General features: G+C 71.2%; 15 protein-coding genes. 8 read left to right on the top strand and 7 right to left on the bottom strand.

What is annotated here, in order from left to right; all coding sequences use genetic code 11:
• Nucleotides 1–147: 147 nt before the first annotated feature.
• Nucleotides 148–582 (bottom strand): type II toxin-antitoxin system PemK/MazF family toxin, encoded by a 435-nt coding sequence (locus WBN91_RS24570; RefSeq protein WP_337726595.1) that lies wholly within the window; start codon nucleotides 580–582, stop codon nucleotides 148–150.
• Between the two features lie 105 nt (nucleotides 583–687).
• Between WBN91_RS24570 and lepA the strand changes: the two genes are divergently transcribed.
• A complete protein-coding gene (gene lepA, locus WBN91_RS24565; RefSeq protein WP_337726594.1) occupies nucleotides 688–2,529 on the top strand; it encodes a translation elongation factor 4 in 1,842 nt (613 codons plus the stop codon).
• A gap of 275 nt (nucleotides 2,530–2,804) precedes the next feature.
• Here the strand turns inward: lepA and WBN91_RS24560 are convergent, their stop codons facing one another.
• Nucleotides 2,805–3,026, bottom strand: coding sequence for a hypothetical protein (locus WBN91_RS24560; protein WP_337726593.1), 222 nt, complete (start codon nucleotides 3,024–3,026; stop codon nucleotides 2,805–2,807).
• A 100-nt stretch (nucleotides 3,027–3,126) separates the two neighbouring features.
• A complete protein-coding gene (locus tag WBN91_RS24555) occupies nucleotides 3,127–3,558 on the bottom strand; it encodes an HD domain-containing protein (RefSeq protein WP_337726592.1) in 432 nt (143 codons plus the stop codon).
• A 107-nt stretch (nucleotides 3,559–3,665) separates the two neighbouring features.
• Here WBN91_RS24555 and WBN91_RS24550 point away from each other — a divergent pair, with 107 nt between their 5' ends.
• Nucleotides 3,666–5,141 (top strand): chitinase, encoded by a 1,476-nt coding sequence (locus tag WBN91_RS24550; protein ID WP_337726591.1) that lies wholly within the window; start codon nucleotides 3,666–3,668, stop codon nucleotides 5,139–5,141.
• 45 nt (nucleotides 5,142–5,186) lie between these two features.
• Here WBN91_RS24550 and WBN91_RS24545 read toward each other — a convergent pair whose 3' ends face one another.
• Entirely contained in the window at nucleotides 5,187–6,794 is a 1,608-nt protein-coding gene (locus WBN91_RS24545; protein WP_337726590.1) for an alkaline phosphatase D family protein, read from the bottom strand.
• A gap of 120 nt (nucleotides 6,795–6,914) precedes the next feature.
• Between WBN91_RS24545 and WBN91_RS24540 the strand changes: the two genes are divergently transcribed.
• Nucleotides 6,915–7,952 carry a nitronate monooxygenase gene (locus tag WBN91_RS24540; protein WP_337726589.1) on the top strand — a complete coding sequence of 346 codons (1,038 nt, stop codon included), beginning with the start codon at nucleotides 6,915–6,917 and terminating at the stop codon, nucleotides 7,950–7,952.
• Nucleotides 7,953–7,979: 27 nt separating this feature from the next.
• Nucleotides 7,980–9,611, top strand: a complete 1,632-nt coding sequence (locus tag WBN91_RS24535; protein WP_337726588.1) for a DUF885 domain-containing protein — start codon at nucleotides 7,980–7,982, stop codon at nucleotides 9,609–9,611.
• Here WBN91_RS24535 and WBN91_RS24530 read toward each other — a convergent pair whose 3' ends face one another.
• Entirely contained in the window at nucleotides 9,612–11,069 is a 1,458-nt protein-coding gene (locus WBN91_RS24530) for an amino acid permease (protein WP_337726587.1), read from the bottom strand. It lies immediately after the preceding gene.
• 51 nt (nucleotides 11,070–11,120) lie between these two features.
• Nucleotides 11,121–12,050 carry a DMT family transporter gene (locus WBN91_RS24525; protein WP_337726586.1) on the bottom strand — a complete coding sequence of 310 codons (930 nt, stop codon included), beginning with the start codon at nucleotides 12,048–12,050 and terminating at the stop codon, nucleotides 11,121–11,123.
• A gap of 71 nt (nucleotides 12,051–12,121) precedes the next feature.
• Here WBN91_RS24525 and WBN91_RS24520 point away from each other — a divergent pair, with 71 nt between their 5' ends.
• Entirely contained in the window at nucleotides 12,122–12,970 is an 849-nt protein-coding gene (locus WBN91_RS24520; protein ID WP_337726585.1) for a LysR family transcriptional regulator, read from the top strand.
• On the opposite strand, the gene WBN91_RS24515 is transcribed toward WBN91_RS24520, so the two are convergent.
• Nucleotides 12,960–13,925, bottom strand: a complete 966-nt coding sequence (locus WBN91_RS24515) for a zinc-binding dehydrogenase (protein WP_337726584.1) — start codon at nucleotides 13,923–13,925, stop codon at nucleotides 12,960–12,962. The two genes, WBN91_RS24520 and WBN91_RS24515, sit on opposite strands and share 11 nt — an antisense overlap.
• Before the next feature lie 68 nt (nucleotides 13,926–13,993).
• Between WBN91_RS24515 and WBN91_RS24510 the strand changes: the two genes are divergently transcribed.
• From WBN91_RS24510 to WBN91_RS24500, 3 genes are read left to right on the top strand one after another with little or no spacing between them, the layout of a single operon-like run.
• Nucleotides 13,994–14,221 (top strand): hypothetical protein, encoded by a 228-nt coding sequence (locus WBN91_RS24510; protein ID WP_337726583.1) that lies wholly within the window; start codon nucleotides 13,994–13,996, stop codon nucleotides 14,219–14,221.
• A gap of 10 nt (nucleotides 14,222–14,231) precedes the next feature.
• A complete protein-coding gene (locus WBN91_RS24505; RefSeq protein ID WP_337726582.1) occupies nucleotides 14,232–14,717 on the top strand; it encodes a ribonuclease domain-containing protein in 486 nt (161 codons plus the stop codon).
• Nucleotides 14,714–14,986, top strand: coding sequence for a barstar family protein (locus tag WBN91_RS24500; RefSeq protein WP_337726581.1), 273 nt, complete (start codon nucleotides 14,714–14,716; stop codon nucleotides 14,984–14,986). Before WBN91_RS24505 ends, WBN91_RS24500 begins: the two co-directional genes overlap by 4 nt.
• Nucleotides 14,987–15,034: the final 48 nt, after the last annotated feature.

Genomic DNA, 15,034 nt, shown 5'->3' with positions numbered 1-15,034 from the left:
CCCTTCGGGCAGGCCATACGGGGATGACGGAAGAAGCCCAAGTTGGGAGGTCTGCTGCGCGAGCTACTTCGAAAAGCACGCCCTGCGGGCGTGGGGCCGAGGGAGTGTGGCCTGCGCCTCTGTCGTCCCGACTTGCGCATTGCTCGTCTAGCGCCAGCCCATCGCGCGCAGCGCGTCCACGACCAGGGAGAACCGCTCCGGCTCCAGCACCGAGCCCTCGCGGCGGATGTCGTCCTCGTCCAGTTCGAAGACGCGGTCCAGGCGCAGGTAGGAGACGCGGCCGTCGCGGTCCCAGCGGCCCGAGCCCAGCGGCAGGAAGTCGTCCAGCTCGTTCGGGCGCGGGTCCTTGCTGGTCAGCATCAGGGCCAGCAGGGCGCGGCGGTGGCGGCCGACCACCAGCAGGGGCCGGTCCTTGCCGCGGCCGGGGTCCTCCTCGTAGGGCACCCACGCCCACACGACCTCGCCCGGGTCGGCCAGGCCGTCCAGGTCGGGGGAGTACTCCAGGGTGGCCGCCACTGCCTTCGAGTAGACCTCGCGCACCGCGCCCCGGGCCGGGCGCGGGTCCTCACCGTTCGTGTACACGGCGGGGAAGCTTATGGCCTGGGTCACGTCCGGGTGGGGCGGCAGGTCGGCGTGGCATGAGATGATGGGCCGATCCCCTTTGTCCGTCCCGTGCGAGGAACCTGAGTGAGCACGTTCGCCGATCAGACGTTCACGCCTCCGGAGCTGATCCGGAACTTCTGCATCATCGCGCACATCGACCACGGCAAGTCGACCCTGGCCGACCGCATGTTGCAGCTCACCGGCGTGGTCGAGGAGCGTGCGATGCGTGCGCAGTACCTCGACCGCATGGACATCGAGCGGGAACGCGGCATCACGATCAAGGCGCAGAACGTCCGGCTGCCCTGGCAGCTCGACGGCCAGGACCACGTCCTGCACATGATCGACACCCCCGGCCACGTCGACTTCACCTACGAGGTGTCCCGGGCGCTGGAGGCGTGCGAGGGCACGGTCCTGCTGGTCGACGCCGCGCAGGGCATCGAGGCGCAGACGCTGGCCAACCTGTACCTGGCGATGGAGAACGACCTCACCATCATCCCGGTGCTCAACAAGATCGACCTGCCCGCGGCCGACCCGGACAAGTACGCCAAGGAGCTGGCCCACATCGTCGGGTGCGAGCCCGAGGAGGTGCTGCGGGTCTCGGCGAAGACCGGTCTGGGCGTCGGCGACCTGCTGGACGAGGTCGTGCGCCGCGTCCCGGCCCCGGTCGGCGACTCGGACGCCCCGGCCCGCGCGATGATCTTCGACTCGGTGTACGACACCTACCGGGGCGTGGTCACCTACATCCGCGTGGTCGACGGCAAGATCACCCCGCGCGAGCGGATCAAGATGATGTCCACCGGCGCCACGCACGAGCTGCTGGAGGTCGGCATCATCTCGCCGGAGCCCAAGCCGTCGCGCGGCCTGGGCGTGGGCGAGGTCGGCTACCTCATCACCGGCGTGAAGGACGTCCGCCAGTCCAAGGTCGGCGACACCGTGACCTGGGAGAAGAAGGGCGCGACCCAGCCGCTGGCCGGGTACCGCGAGCCCAAGCCGATGGTCTACTCCGGCCTGTACCCGGTGGACGGCTCGGACTACCCGATCCTGCGCGAGGCCCTGGAGAAGCTCCAGCTCAACGACGCCGCGCTGACCTTCGAGCCGGAGACGTCCGCGGCCCTGGGCTTCGGCTTCCGCTGCGGCTTCCTGGGCCTGCTGCACCTGGAGATCACCCGCGACCGCCTGGAGCGCGAGTTCAACCTGGACCTGATCTCCACCGCGCCCAACGTCGTGTACCGGGTCGTCATGGAGGACGGGACCGAGCACGTCGTCACCAACCCGTCCGACTGGCCCGACGGCAAGCGGGCCGAGGTGTACGAGCCGGTCACCAAGTGCACCATCATCGCGCCCAGCGACTACATCGGCGCGATCATGGAGCTGTGCCAGTCCAAGCGCGGCCAGCTGGGCGGCATGGACTACCTGTCCGAGGACCGCGTCGAGCTGCGCTACACGATGCCGCTGGGCGAGATCATCTTCGACTTCTTCGACGCCCTGAAGTCGCGCACGCGGGGTTACGCGTCGCTGGACTACGAGGAGTCGGGCGAGCAGGACGCCGAGCTGGTCAAGGTGGACATCCTGTTGCAGGGCGAGCCGGTGGACGCGTTCTCGGCGATCGTCCACAAGGACCACGCGTACGGGTACGGCACGAAGATGGCCACGAAGCTGCGCGAGCTCATCCCGCGGCAGCAGTTCGAGGTGCCGATCCAGGCGGCCATCGGGTCTCGGGTGATCGCCCGGGAGACGATCCGCGCGATCCGCAAGGACGTGCTGGCCAAGTGCTACGGCGGCGACATCACGCGGAAGCGGAAGCTGCTGGAGAAGCAGAAGGAAGGCAAGAAGCGGATGAAGATGGTGGGGCGTGTGGAGGTGCCCCAGGAAGCCTTCGTCGCCGCGTTGTCGACCGAGGATTCGGGCAAGGACAAGAAGAAGTAGCGCGCCGCCGCGGCGGGTGTGGCGGTGGGTTCGCCGCACCTGGCCCGGCGGCTTGGCGCGCGTGCTACGGGTGCGCGTGCGGGCAGGGTGCGCATGCGGGCGAATGCCGGTGCGGTCGCGGGGATGCGGTGCCGGCGCGCGGCTGGGCGGTGCGGGTGCTCGGGTGCGGCGGCGAGCGGTCGCCGTGCGGTGGTCCGGCCCGAGGTGCACGGTCCCTGACATGACGAAAGGCCTTCAGGACGCCCCTGTCCCGAAGGCCTTCACAATGCTGCCGGTCAGCTGTAGTTGCGGACCAGGCGGTCGAGCGTGTGGCGGCGGAGGATGGCTTCGATCTCCCGCGTCTCGTGCTCCGGGTGGCGGGCGAGCATCGCCTCCAGGTCCTGCCGGGCGCTCGGGGTGTCGTAAGCGGCCAACTCGCGGGACAGTTCGGCCTCGCGCTTGCGAAGCTCCCGCCGGGTGGCGAAATACGTGCGAACGGACTCCAGTGCCTTGGTCATGTCGCCTTTCAGGTCGGTCTTTCTGTATCGGTTCACCTACTATGATGCCGCATGTCAGAGCAGGTTTCGACCAGATAGCACGTGACCTTGGAGACAACTCCTACGCGAGCGTGTCGAGCAGGTGAAGGGCGCGGGCGTACTTGGCCCGCAGGCGGTCCTGGGTGGACGGATCCAGCTGTGCGATGCGGTGCGGGGAGAGGTTGTCGGCGATGTCGGCCCGCTTGACCTCCACGGCGACCGGATCGGCGACGACCCGGGTCAGGTAGTCCTCTTGCGACTCGCCGGGCAGGTGGCTGAGGGCCACGACCGTGTCGACCACGTGCGGCGGGCAGCCGGCGGCGAGCAGGTCCTGGGCGGTCACGGCGGTGTCCTCGACGACGTCGTGCAGGACGGCGGCCATCTGGGCGTGCTCGCCGGACACGGAACGCATCACGCGCAGCGGGTGCCCGATGTACGGCTTGCCGGACTTGTCGACCTGGCCGTCGTGCGCGGCGTGGGCGATGCGGACCGCGTCTTCGACTGTGAACGTCACGCGCTCATGGTCACACCCTTGACAAGGTCCAGTGGTCTAGTCCATTTTGCCAGTGGCCCACGTCACCTGCTGGGCAAGGCCGCCGACTGGACCTCATGGAGGTGGACGTGGCTTCGAGGACGAGACGCGCTCTGGGCGCGGTGCTGGCCGGTGTGCTGGCCTTCGCGGGCCTGACCCTGGTGGTGGTGGGCAGCGCGTCGGCCGCCAACCTGGTCGCCAACCCCGGCTTCGACACCGGCAACCTGAGCGGCTGGACCTGCACGGGGACCGCGAGCGCGGTCACCTCGCCCAAGCGCAGCGGCACGCACGCCCTGTCCGCGACCCCGGCGGGGTCGGACAACGCCCGCTGCTCGCAGACGGTCACCGTCCAGGCGAACACCGCCTACAAGCTGTCCGCCTGGGTGCAGGGCAGCTACGTGTACCTGGGCGTCACGGGCACCGGCAGCGGCGACAAGAGCACCTGGACGCCCGGGTCGAGCGGCTTCGGCCAGCTCTCCCTGGACTTCACCACCGGCAACACCACCAGCGTCACCGTCTACCTGCACGGCTGGTACGGCCAGCCCACCTACTACGCCGACGACGTCGCCCTGGACGGCCCCGGCACCCCGCCGACCAGCACCACCACGACGAGCACGACGACAAGCACCACGACCACAACGACGACCACCACGACCACGCCACCGGACCCGACGCTGCCCAAGCACGTCCTCACCGGCTACTGGCACAACTTCGACAACGGCTCCCGCCTGCTCAAGCTCGCCGACGTGCCGACCACGTACGACATCGTGGCCGTCGCGTTCGCGGACGCCGTCCCGGCCACCCGCGGCGCGGTCGACTTCACCCTCGACCCGACCCTGTCGAGCAAGCTCGGCGGCTACACCGACGCCCAGTTCAAGGCCGACGTCAAGACCCTCCAGGCCCGCGGCCAGAAGGTGATCATCTCCGTCGGCGGCGAGAAGGGCACCATCTGGGTCGGCGACAGCGCCTCCTCCACCGCCTTCGCCACCAGCGTCAAGTCGCTGATCGCCGAGTACGGCTTCAACGGCGTGGACATCGACCTGGAGAACGGCATCAACTCCACGTACATGTCCTCGGCGCTGCGCAGCATCAACGCGGCCGGCGGCAAGATCCTCACGATGGCCCCGCAGACCATCGACATGCAGTCGACCGGTCAGGAGTACTTCAAGCTGGCGCTGGCCGTGAAGGACATCCTCACGGTGGTCAACATGCAGTACTACAACTCGGGCACCATGCTCGGCTGCGACCAGAAGGTGTACTCACAGGGCACGGTGGACTTCCTGGTGGCGCTGGCGTGCATCCAGCTCCAGAACGGCCTGCGCCCCGACCAGGTCGGCCTGGGCCTGCCCGCCTCGCCCTCCGGCGCGGGCGGCGGCTACCAGTCGCCGGCCAACGTCAACGCGGCGCTGAACTGCCTGGCCAAGGGCACGAACTGCGGTTCGTTCAAGCCCTCGCAGACCTGGCCGGGCATCCGGGGCGCGATGACGTGGTCGATCAACTGGGACGCCTCGAACAGCTGGCAGTTCGCGAACACGGTGGCCCCGCACCTGGACACCCTGCCGTAGGAAGGGTGGTGCTCCCCCGACCAGCTCGGGGGAGCACCACACCCGTCAACGCAGCCGCTGGGTGCCCGCCGCCACCGTGAACGTGCGGGCCAGGGTCGCGGGGGAGTCGGCGCGGGACCGGTCGGCGAGGAAGTACCAGTCCATCCGGGCCCGCTCCGGTGTCACGTCCAGCACGCTGTAGCCGTGGGAGTCCAGCTCGGCCCACTTCAGGTGCCGGTTGAGCGTGGTCAGCGCCGCCTCGGCGGCCAGGGACACCGTGCGCGGCGGAGCGCCGGTCAGCTCGTCGATGTTGTCCGAGGTGACCGAGGGGACCACCAGCTCCGTCGCGACCGTCCGGCGCGTGATCGGGTACAGGGCCGCGTCGTAGGGCACCTCGAACGCCCACGACGTGTGGATGTCGCCGGTGAGGAAGACGGTGTTCTGCACGTTGTTCCGGGCCAGCGCGTCGATCAGGACCCGCCGGTCGTGCTGGTAGCCGTCCCACTGGTCGACGTTGATGGGCACGCCGTCCGCCGGCACGCCGATCAGCTCCGCCAGCGGACGCCCGATCGCCTGCGGCAGGGCCGGGACGAGGACGGGCGAGAACATCACCGGGTTGCCGACGAGCTTCCACCTGGCGTCCGAGCCGACCAGGCCGTCGCGCAGGAACGCGAGCTGGTCGGCGCCGGCGATGCTGCGGTCGGGGTCGTCGGCGCGGCCGATGTCCGTGCCGACCTGCTGGGACCGGTAGGTGCGCAGGTCCAGCATGGTCAACTCGGCGAGCGTCCCGAACCGCAGCCGCCGGTAGATCCGGCCGTCCGGGCCGGTGCGCACCGGCATCCACTCGCGGTAGGCCCGCATCGCCACGGCCCGGCGGGTCGCGTAGGCGCCCTCCGCGCCCTCGGTGTGGTTCTCCGCGCCGCCGGACCAGGCGTCGTTGGCGACCTCGTGGTCGTCGATGGTGATGATCCACGGGTAGGCGGCGTGGAGCTGCTGGAGCTCCGGGTCGGTCTTGTACTGGGCGTGCCGGACGCGGTAGTCGCTCAGGCTGAGGACTTCCCGGGCCGGCTCGTGCGGGCGCCCGTCGCCGAACTCGCCGGGGCCGTACTCGTACAGGTAGTCGCCGAGGTGGACGACGGCGTCGAGGTCGTTCCGCTCGGCGAGGTGCCGGTAGGCGGCGAACCGGCCGGACTGCCAGTTGGAGCAGGAGACCACGCCGAACCGGAGCCCGGTGACGGCGGCGGTGGCGGCGGGCGCGGTCTTGGTGCGGCCGACCGGGGAGCGCTCGCCGTCGAGGGTGAAGCGGTAGAAGTAGTGGCGGCCGGGCTGGAGGCCGGACACGTCGAGCTTCACGGTGTGGTCGCGGTCGGCGCCGGTGGTGGTGCTGCCGCGCACCACGACCCGGGTGAACGCGGCGTCCTCGGCGACCTCGTGGTCCACGGTGACGGTCGGGCCGAGGCCCGAGCCGGGGAGGGCGTCGTCGGTGGGGGTGACGCGGGTCCACAGGACGACCGCGTCGGGCAGCGGGTCGCCGGACGCGACGCCGTGGCGGAAGCGGGGCGTGGCGGCGGAGGCGGTGGTGGGCAGGGCGGGGACGGTCAGCAGGGTGACGCCGGCGATGGCGCCCAGTTTCAGGGCGTCCCGGCGGGGGTGTGTGTGCGGCACGGCGTCCATTCCAGGGCCGGTCGACGGGCGGCGGGAACCACCGGCCGGGGGAGTTCACGCGGTGTTCGCCGCGTGGATCACGTGCCGCGTCCCGGGTATTCCGCCAAATGGCGGGTTATCGTCGTTCCCATGCTGGACCGACTGGAAGTCCCCGTGATCGCCGCGCCGATGGCCGGCGGCGCGTCCACGCCCGAACTGGTCGCCGAGGTGGGCCGCGCGGGCGGTCTGGGGTTCCTCGCGGCCGGGTACCTGAGCTTGGAGGCGGTGGCTACCCGGATCAAGGAGACTATGGCGCTGACCGACAAGCCGTTCGGCGTCAACCTGTTCGTGCCGGGCGTGAAGTCCACTGTGGACGTGACGCCCTACCGCGACCGGGTCCGCTCCCAGTCCCCGGCCGAGCCGGGTGAGCCGCTCTGGGACGACGACTCCTATGCGGCGAAGCTGGAGCTGGTCATGGCGATGCGGGTCCCGGTGGTCTCGTTCACCTTCGGGTTGCCCGAGCCGCACGACGTGCACCGCCTGCACGCCGCCGGGTCGACGGTCGTCGCCACGGTCACCACGCCCGCCGAGGCCCGGCAGGCGGCGGCGGTCGGGGTGGACGCGTTGTGCGTGCAGGGGTGCGACGCCGGCGGTCACCGGGGGACCTTCGCCGACGACGGCGTGTCCCCGGGTGGTGGCGAGCTGTTCGGCGTACTGGCCGCCCTCCGCCTGGTGGGCGCCCGCGTGGACCTGCCGCTGATCGCCGCGGGCGGGCTCGTGCACGGCGCGGACGTCGCCGCCGTGCTGGCCGCCGGGGCCGTCGCGGCGCAGCTGGGGACGGCGTTCCTGTCCTGCCCCGAGGCCGGCACCGCCGCCGCCCACCGCGAGGCGCTCGCCGCCGGCACCCGCCGCACCGCGCTGACCAGGGCGTTCAGCGGACGTCCGGCGCGGGGGCTGGTGAACCGGTTCCTCACCGAGAACTCGCCGCACGCCCCGGCCGCCTACCCGGAGGTCCACCACCTGACCAAGCCGGTGCGCGCGACCGGCGACCCGGAGCTGATGTCGTTGTGGGCCGGCCAGACCTACGCGCTGGCCCGACCGGCTCCGGCCGCCGAGCTGGTGGCCCGCCTCCGGGCGGAGGCACGCGCGGCGCTGGACTCCGCCGGGATGCGGGTTCCGCCGCTGTAGCAACGCCTTTGCGGTGAGAATGACCGGATGACGACTGCGCGCGAGCTGTCCGACGAGCTGCTCACCGTCGCCTTCGACGCCGACCCGGTCGAGGCGACCCTGCGCGGGGTGCCGGGGTGGGACGACCGGCTGCCCGATCCGGGCGCCGGGGCCGCCGCCGACATCGCCCGCCGCGCGGAGGACGTCGCCCGACGCGCGCGGGTCGAAGGAGACGACCCGGTGACCCGCGCGGTGGTGGCGCAGCAGGCGGACATGGTCGCCGGTCGGGCGCGAGCCGGACTGGTCGAGCACACCCACGCCGAGGGCCTCAACGCACCGATCCCGCTGCTGCTGACCGCGTTACCGCTGGTCCGGCCGGTCGACGAGCAGGGGCGCCGCGACTACCTGACCCGCCTGGCCGCCTTCCCCGCCTACCTCGACGCCCTCGCCCGCCGCCAGCGCGACTCCCCGAAGAGACCCGTCGCGCACCTGGTGGAAGCCGCCGCCGCGCGCCTGGATCGGCACCTCGCCGACCCCGTCGACCCGCTGGCGGACCCGTTGCGTGCCACCGACCTGTACGACGAGTGCACGGCGGTCCTGGAAGCACAGGTCCGGCCTGCGTTCGCGCGCTACCGCGACTTCCTGCGCACGGAGATCGCGCCGCGCGGCCGTTCCGAGGACGAACCGGGCCTGTGCGCTCTGGATGGCGGCGCACAGCTGTACGCGGACCTGGTCCCCCTCTACACGACGACCGCCCACACCCCCGAAGAGCTGCACCGCATCGGCCTGGACCTGATCGAGGCGCTCGACCGCGAGTACGAGGAGATCGGCGCACGGGTCTTCGGCGGCCCGCTGCCGGCCCGGGAGGTCCGGAACCGCCTGCTCGCCGACCCGGCACTGCGCTGGAAGTCCGCCGAGGAGATGACCGCGCTGGCCAAGGCGACCATCGACCGCGCGGAACGCGTCGCGCCGGACTGGTTCGGCACCGTGCCCGCGGAGCGCTGCGAGGTGCGCGCGGTGCCCGAGGCGGACGCGCCCAACGCCCCGCTGGCCTACTACATGGACCCGGCGCTGGACGGTTCCCGGCCGGGCACCTACTACGTGAACACCTTCCAGGCGACCGAACGCGACCGGTTCAGCGCCGAGGCCACCGCGTTCCACGAGGGCGTGCCCGGCCACCACTTCCAGATCTCGCTGGCCCAGGCCCGCGACGACCTGCCGACCCTGCGCCGGTTCGCCTCCATCGAGTCCTACCTGGAGGGCTGGGCGCTCTACGCCGAGCGGCTGGCCGACGAGATGGGCCTCTACAGCGACGACGTGGCCCGCCTGGGCATGCTGTCGGGCGACTCGCTGCGCGCCGCCCGCCTGGTGGTGGACACCGGCCTGCACGCCCTGGGCTGGACCCGGCGGCGGGCCGTGGACTTCCTGCGGGACAACGCGGTCATGCCGGACGTGGACATCCGCTCCGAAGTGGACCGGTACATCGAGAACCCCGCGCAGGCGCTGTCGTACATGGTGGGACGACTGGAGATCCAACGCCTGCGCGGGGAGGCGGAGCGGCGCCTGGGCGACCGCTTCGACATCAGGGCCTTCCACGACCTCGTGCTCGGCGGCGGTCCGCTGCCGATGGCCGTGCTCGCCGACGTGGTCGACCGGTGGGTCGACCACGTCGGTCCCTGATCAGACCGTGTCCGATCCCTCGGGCGAGCGGTCCTTCTCCAGCACGGAGTTCCGCTTGCTGTAGGCGAAGTAGACGATCAGGCCGAGGACGAACCAGGCCGCGAACCGCAGCCACGTCTCCGGCGCGAGGAAGGTGATCAGCCAGATCGAGAACACGACACCGATGATCGGCACGATCGGCATGCCCGGCGTCTTGAACGTGCGCGGCAGGTCGGGCTGCTTGTACCGCAGCACGATCACGGCGACGCAGACGACCACGAACGCCAGCAGGATGCCGATGTTGGTCAGTTCGGCGGCCTCGGCGATGGGCAGGAAGCCCGCGATGACGGCGGACGCGATGCCCAGCACCCACGTGGTGCGCGTCGGGACGTGCTTGACCGGGTGGGTCTTGGCGAACCACCGGGGCAGCAGGCCGTCCCGGGACATCGAGTAGCCCACACGCGCCGCGCCCATGAGGAAGGTGAACAGCACGGTGGTGATGCCCAGGACCGCGCCGACCGAGATGACGATGCCCAGCGCGGGCAGGCCGATGTCGGCGAAGGCCGTGGCGAACGCGCTCTCCGAGTCGACGTCCTTGTAGTTGACCATGCCGGTCAGGACGAGGCAGGCCAGCACGTACAGCACCATCGAGATGGCCAGCGAGTAGATGATCGCCTTGGGCATGTGCCGCTGCGAGTCCTTGGACTCCTCGGCGGCGGTGGACATGGCGTCGTAGCCGAACACCGCGAAGAACACCGTGGCCGCGCCGGTCATCGCGCCGGACAGCCCGAACGGGAAGAACGGGTTGTAGTTGCCGGTGTTGATGTGGAACGCGCCGACCACGATGACCAGCAGGACGATGCCGACCTTGAGGTAGACCAGCGCGGTCTCGAACCGGGCGGCGTTCTTCATGCCCAGGTTGAGGATCCAGGCGATGAGCAGGCACAGCACGACCGCGAACAGGTTGACCTTGTAGCTGCCGGCGGCGAGGTCGCCGGTTTCCGTGCCGGGTGCGCCGAGCATCCAGACGGGCAGGTCGAGGCCGAGCAGGTTGAGCAGTTCGTTGAAGTAGCCCGAGATGCCGATCGCGACCACCGCCACGATCGCCGTGTACTCCAGCAGCAGGTCCCACCCGATGAACCAGCCGACGATCTCGCCGAGCACCGCGTACCCGTAGGTGTAGGCGGAGCCCGCCTTGGGGATCAGGCCCGCGAACTCGGCGTAGGAGAACGCCGCCGCCGCGCTGGCGATGCCCGCGACCAGGAACGAGATGAGCACGGCAGGACCGGCGGTCTTGTTGGCCACGGCGCCCGCGAGCGAGAAGATGCCCGCTCCGATGATGCCGCCGATGCCGATCGCGGTGAGCTGCCAGAGGCCCAGGGTCCTGGTGAGACCGGTCTTCTCTGCGCTGATCTGCTCGATGGGCTTGCGGCGGAACACGCCGGAGCCCTGGCCGAAGCCGCCCTGCACGGAGGTCATGCGCTTGCTCCCTCGGTGGTGTTGTGCGGCGAACCGTACGCGCGTCAACTGTCACCAGGGTTTGTTCGATCGCACCACTTGACGATCATTCTTTTGTGCGATCTCACCATTGTGTGGCTTGCGTGCCAGCACAACGCCCGCTATGACAATGGCCCCGCCCACCACGGTGTTCCAGCCGACGGGTTCGGAAAGCAGAAGTGCGCCCAGCGCGGTGGACCACACCGGAGCCACGTAGGTGACCGTCGAAGCCACCGTCGGCCCCGCCGCCCGGATCACCCCGAGGTTCAACACGTACGCCCACCCGGTCCCCGCCGCGCCCAACACCACCAGCGCGCCCACGGCGAGCCACCCGGGCCAGTGCGGCACACCCCCGACCAGCGGGGCCGCCACCATCAGTTCGCCGGTCGCGCAGATGATCTGCACGGCCGACAAGGCCGACGCCGACCCGGACCCACCCGAGAAGAACCGCCGCGTGTAGGCGTACCCCGCGCCGTAGCAGGTCGTCGCACCCAGGCACGCCAGCCCGCCGACGAGCACGTCACCGCCCACGCCGTCCCAGACGCCCAGCACCACCAGCACCCCGGCGAACCCGACCGCGAGACCGGCCAGCCGGGCCGCCGTCACCCGCTCCGCGGGCACGACGAGCATGACGAACACCAGCGTGGTGAGCGGCATCGTGGCGTTGAAGACGCCCGCCAGGACCGAGCTGACGAGCGTCTCCCCGAACGCCAGCAGCGTGAACGGCACCGCGTTCAGCAGCGTCGCCACCACCAGCGCGTGCCCCCACACCCGGCGGTCGCGCGGCAGCGGCGTCCGCGTGGCCAGGCACACCAGCACCAACGCGACCGCGCCGAAGAAGCACCGGCCGAACGCCACCCAGACCGGTGGCACGCCGGCGTCCACGGACACCTTGATCAACGCGAAGCTCGCACCCCAAATGGCGGACAAGAGCGCGAACTTCCCCACCCAACGCGTCTGCACGGGTGCAGAATCACGGCCACGACGACAATGAGTCCAACAAGCGACTCTGCTCCGGCGGATGAGGGACGCTCATGGCACTGAACTTCGCTCAACTGCGCGCGTTCCTCGCGGTGGTGGACGAGGGCGGCTTCGGCGCCGCCGCCGACACCCTGGGCATCACCCAGTCCGCCGTCTCGCACGCGGTCGCCGCCCTGGAACGCACCCTCGGCCACCCGGTCCTGCACCGCCAGGGCCGACCGGCGCCCACGGCCTTCGGCGCGGAACTGGTGACCCACGCCCGGACCGCCGTCGCCGCGTCGGCCGCGATCACCGACCTGGCCGCGCGTCGAGGCGGCCTGGCCCGGGGCACGATCAAGCTCGCCGCGCCGCCCACCGTCTGCCAGGGCCTGCTCCCGGACCTGATGTCCCGGTGGAAGGCGGAGTTCCCGCACGTCCGGATCCGGCTCTTCGAGGGCGAGGACGACGAGGTGGCCGACTGGCTGGCCAACGGGACCGTGGAGGCGGCGGTGGTCGTCGACCCGCCGCCCGGTCACGGCGTCGAGGTGGGCGAGGACGCCTTCCACGCCCTGCTGCGCGACGACCACCCGTTGGCCGGGGAGCCGGACGTGGACGTGGCCGACCTGGCGGACGACCAGTTCCTGCTGTCCTGCGGCGGGTGCGAGCGGCACGTGCGGCAGGCCCACCAGGGTCTGCCGTTCAAGCCGGTGCACCGGGTGCGCGAGCTGGGCACCCTGTTGGCGATGGTGCGGGCGGGCGTGGGCATCACCATCGTGCCCGGCCTGATCGCGGCCATGCTGCCGCCCGGCCTGGTGCTGGTGCCGCTGCGCCGCCGGGTGGTCCGCCGCCTGGTGATCAGCGGACCTCCCGGTCGCGAGTGGCACCCCGCCGTGACCGCCCTGGTCGCCTCGGTCAGCGGGTGAAGACGATCTTGCCCGCGGTCTCGCCGTCCAGCATCGCCTTGAAGCCCTCTTCGGCCTGCTCCATCGGCAGGGTGCTGCCGATCTGGGGACGCAGGCCGGTCAGGTCGCAGAACGCGAGCAGGTCGCCGAGCTCCTCGCGCGTGCCCATCGTGGAACCGACCACCCGCAGCTGGAGGAAGAACAGCCGCTGCAACTCGGCCGCGCTCGCGTCACCGCTGGTCGCGCCGGAGATGACCACGATGCCGCCCGGCTTGAGGGCCTTCATCGAGTGCGACCAGGTGGCCTTGCCGACCGTCTCGAACACCGCGTCGACCCGCTCGGGCAGGCGCGCGCCGGACTCGAACGCGGCGTGCGCGCCCAGGGACTCGGCCAGCGCCCGCTTCTCCTCGGACCGGCCGGTCACCCACACGCGGTAACCGGCGGCGCGACCGAGCTGGATGAGCGCGGTGGAGACGCCGCCCGACGCGCCCTGCACCAGCATGGTCTGGCCGGGGCGCAGGCCCGACTTCACGAACAGCATCCGGTACGCCGTCAGCCACGCCGTGCCCATGCACGCGGCTTCCTCGAACGTCAGGCCCTCCGGCTTGGGCAGCGCGTTGCGGGCCGGCACGACCACGTAGTCCGCGAAGCTGCCCTGGTACTTCTCGGTCAACAGCGTGCGGCCCGGGTCCAGCGTCTCGTCGCCGGTCCACGCCGGGTCGCCGATGACCGAGTGCAGCACGACCTCGGTGCCGTCCTCCAGCACGCCGGCGCCGTCGCAGCCGAGGGTCATGGGGAACTTGTCCGCCTTGATGCCGACACCGCGCAGGGTCCACAGGTCGTGCATGTTCAGGCTGGCGGCCTTGACGCCGACGCGGACCCAGCCGGCCGGCACCTCGGGATCGGGGCGGTCACCCACGCGCAGTGCGGCGAGGGGGTCCTGCGGGCTCGGCTCGGCTGCGTAGACGGCGAACATGCGGCGAACTTACCCAGAGGTAGGGAGTCGTGTGCGGTGAACCACGTCACGGCAGTAGGCTCGGTGGCGTGCTGGAGGCGATCGCGCAGTGGTGGGACGGGGTGGAGCTGTGGCTCGCCCAACTCCCGTTCCCGTTCCAGTTCGCGCTGGTCATGGCGGTGTTGCTGCCCACGGCACTCGGCCTGGCGCGACTGATCGACCGGGTCGTGGACCAGGCGGCGGGCCGGTTCAACCCGGTGCCGAAGGTGCCGCCGGCGGCCGAGCCCGAGAAGGTGGACGCGGGCACGCCTTCGTAGGCTGGCAGCCGTGACTCCCGCACGTCGCCTCACCGTCGCGCTGGTGGGCCTGATCGCGCTGGTCGTGATCGGCTACCTCGCGAAGGACCTCGGCGGCTCCACCGAGCCCCCACCCACGACCTCCACGTCTTCCACGTCGACCAAGGCGGCGGCCGGCTCCGGCACGGCCTCGGCGGCCAAGCCCGCCCAGGTGCCCGGGTCGGGGTCGGGCCTGCCGGTCAAGGGCCTGACCAGCCTGCCCGGCGAGGCGAAGGCGACCTGGGAGCTGATCGAACGCGGCGGCCCGTTCCCGTACCCGCGCAACGACGGCGTGACCTTCCAGAACCGCGAGAAGCGCCTGCCCGCGAAGTCCGGCGACTACTACCGCGAGTACACCGTCCCCACGCCCGGCAGCGACGACCGGGGCGCACGCCGCCTGGTGACCGGGCGCGAGAAGGAGCTCTACTACACCGGTGACCACTACGAGTCGTTCGTCGTCGTGGACGTGACGCGATGACCCACCGGCACGTGGCGCGCCCCGGCGCGCGGACCAAGAGCGCCGCGCTGGCGGCCATCGGCGAGGCGCTGGAGTTCCCCGACTACTACGGGCAGAACCTCGACGCCCTGTACGACTGCCTGACCGACCTGTCGTGGCTGCCCGAAGGCGAGCACGTCCTGGTCTGGGAGGGCGGCGACGCTTCGGTGGCGACCGTCCTGGCCGACGCCGAAACCGCCACCGCCGACGGCCCCCGCCCGTTCCGGGTGGAGTACCCGACCACCCGCTGAAACGCCCGGAACTGTCGGTACCCCGTGGGACAATGGAAGCGGGGGCCG

This window comes from Saccharothrix sp. CCNWYY140, assembly GCF_037401995.1.
Taxonomy (GTDB): domain Bacteria; phylum Actinomycetota; class Actinomycetes; order Mycobacteriales; family Pseudonocardiaceae; genus Actinosynnema.
Note: the sequence above shows the minus strand (reverse complement) of the source record. Positions and strands in the feature narration are given on the sequence as shown.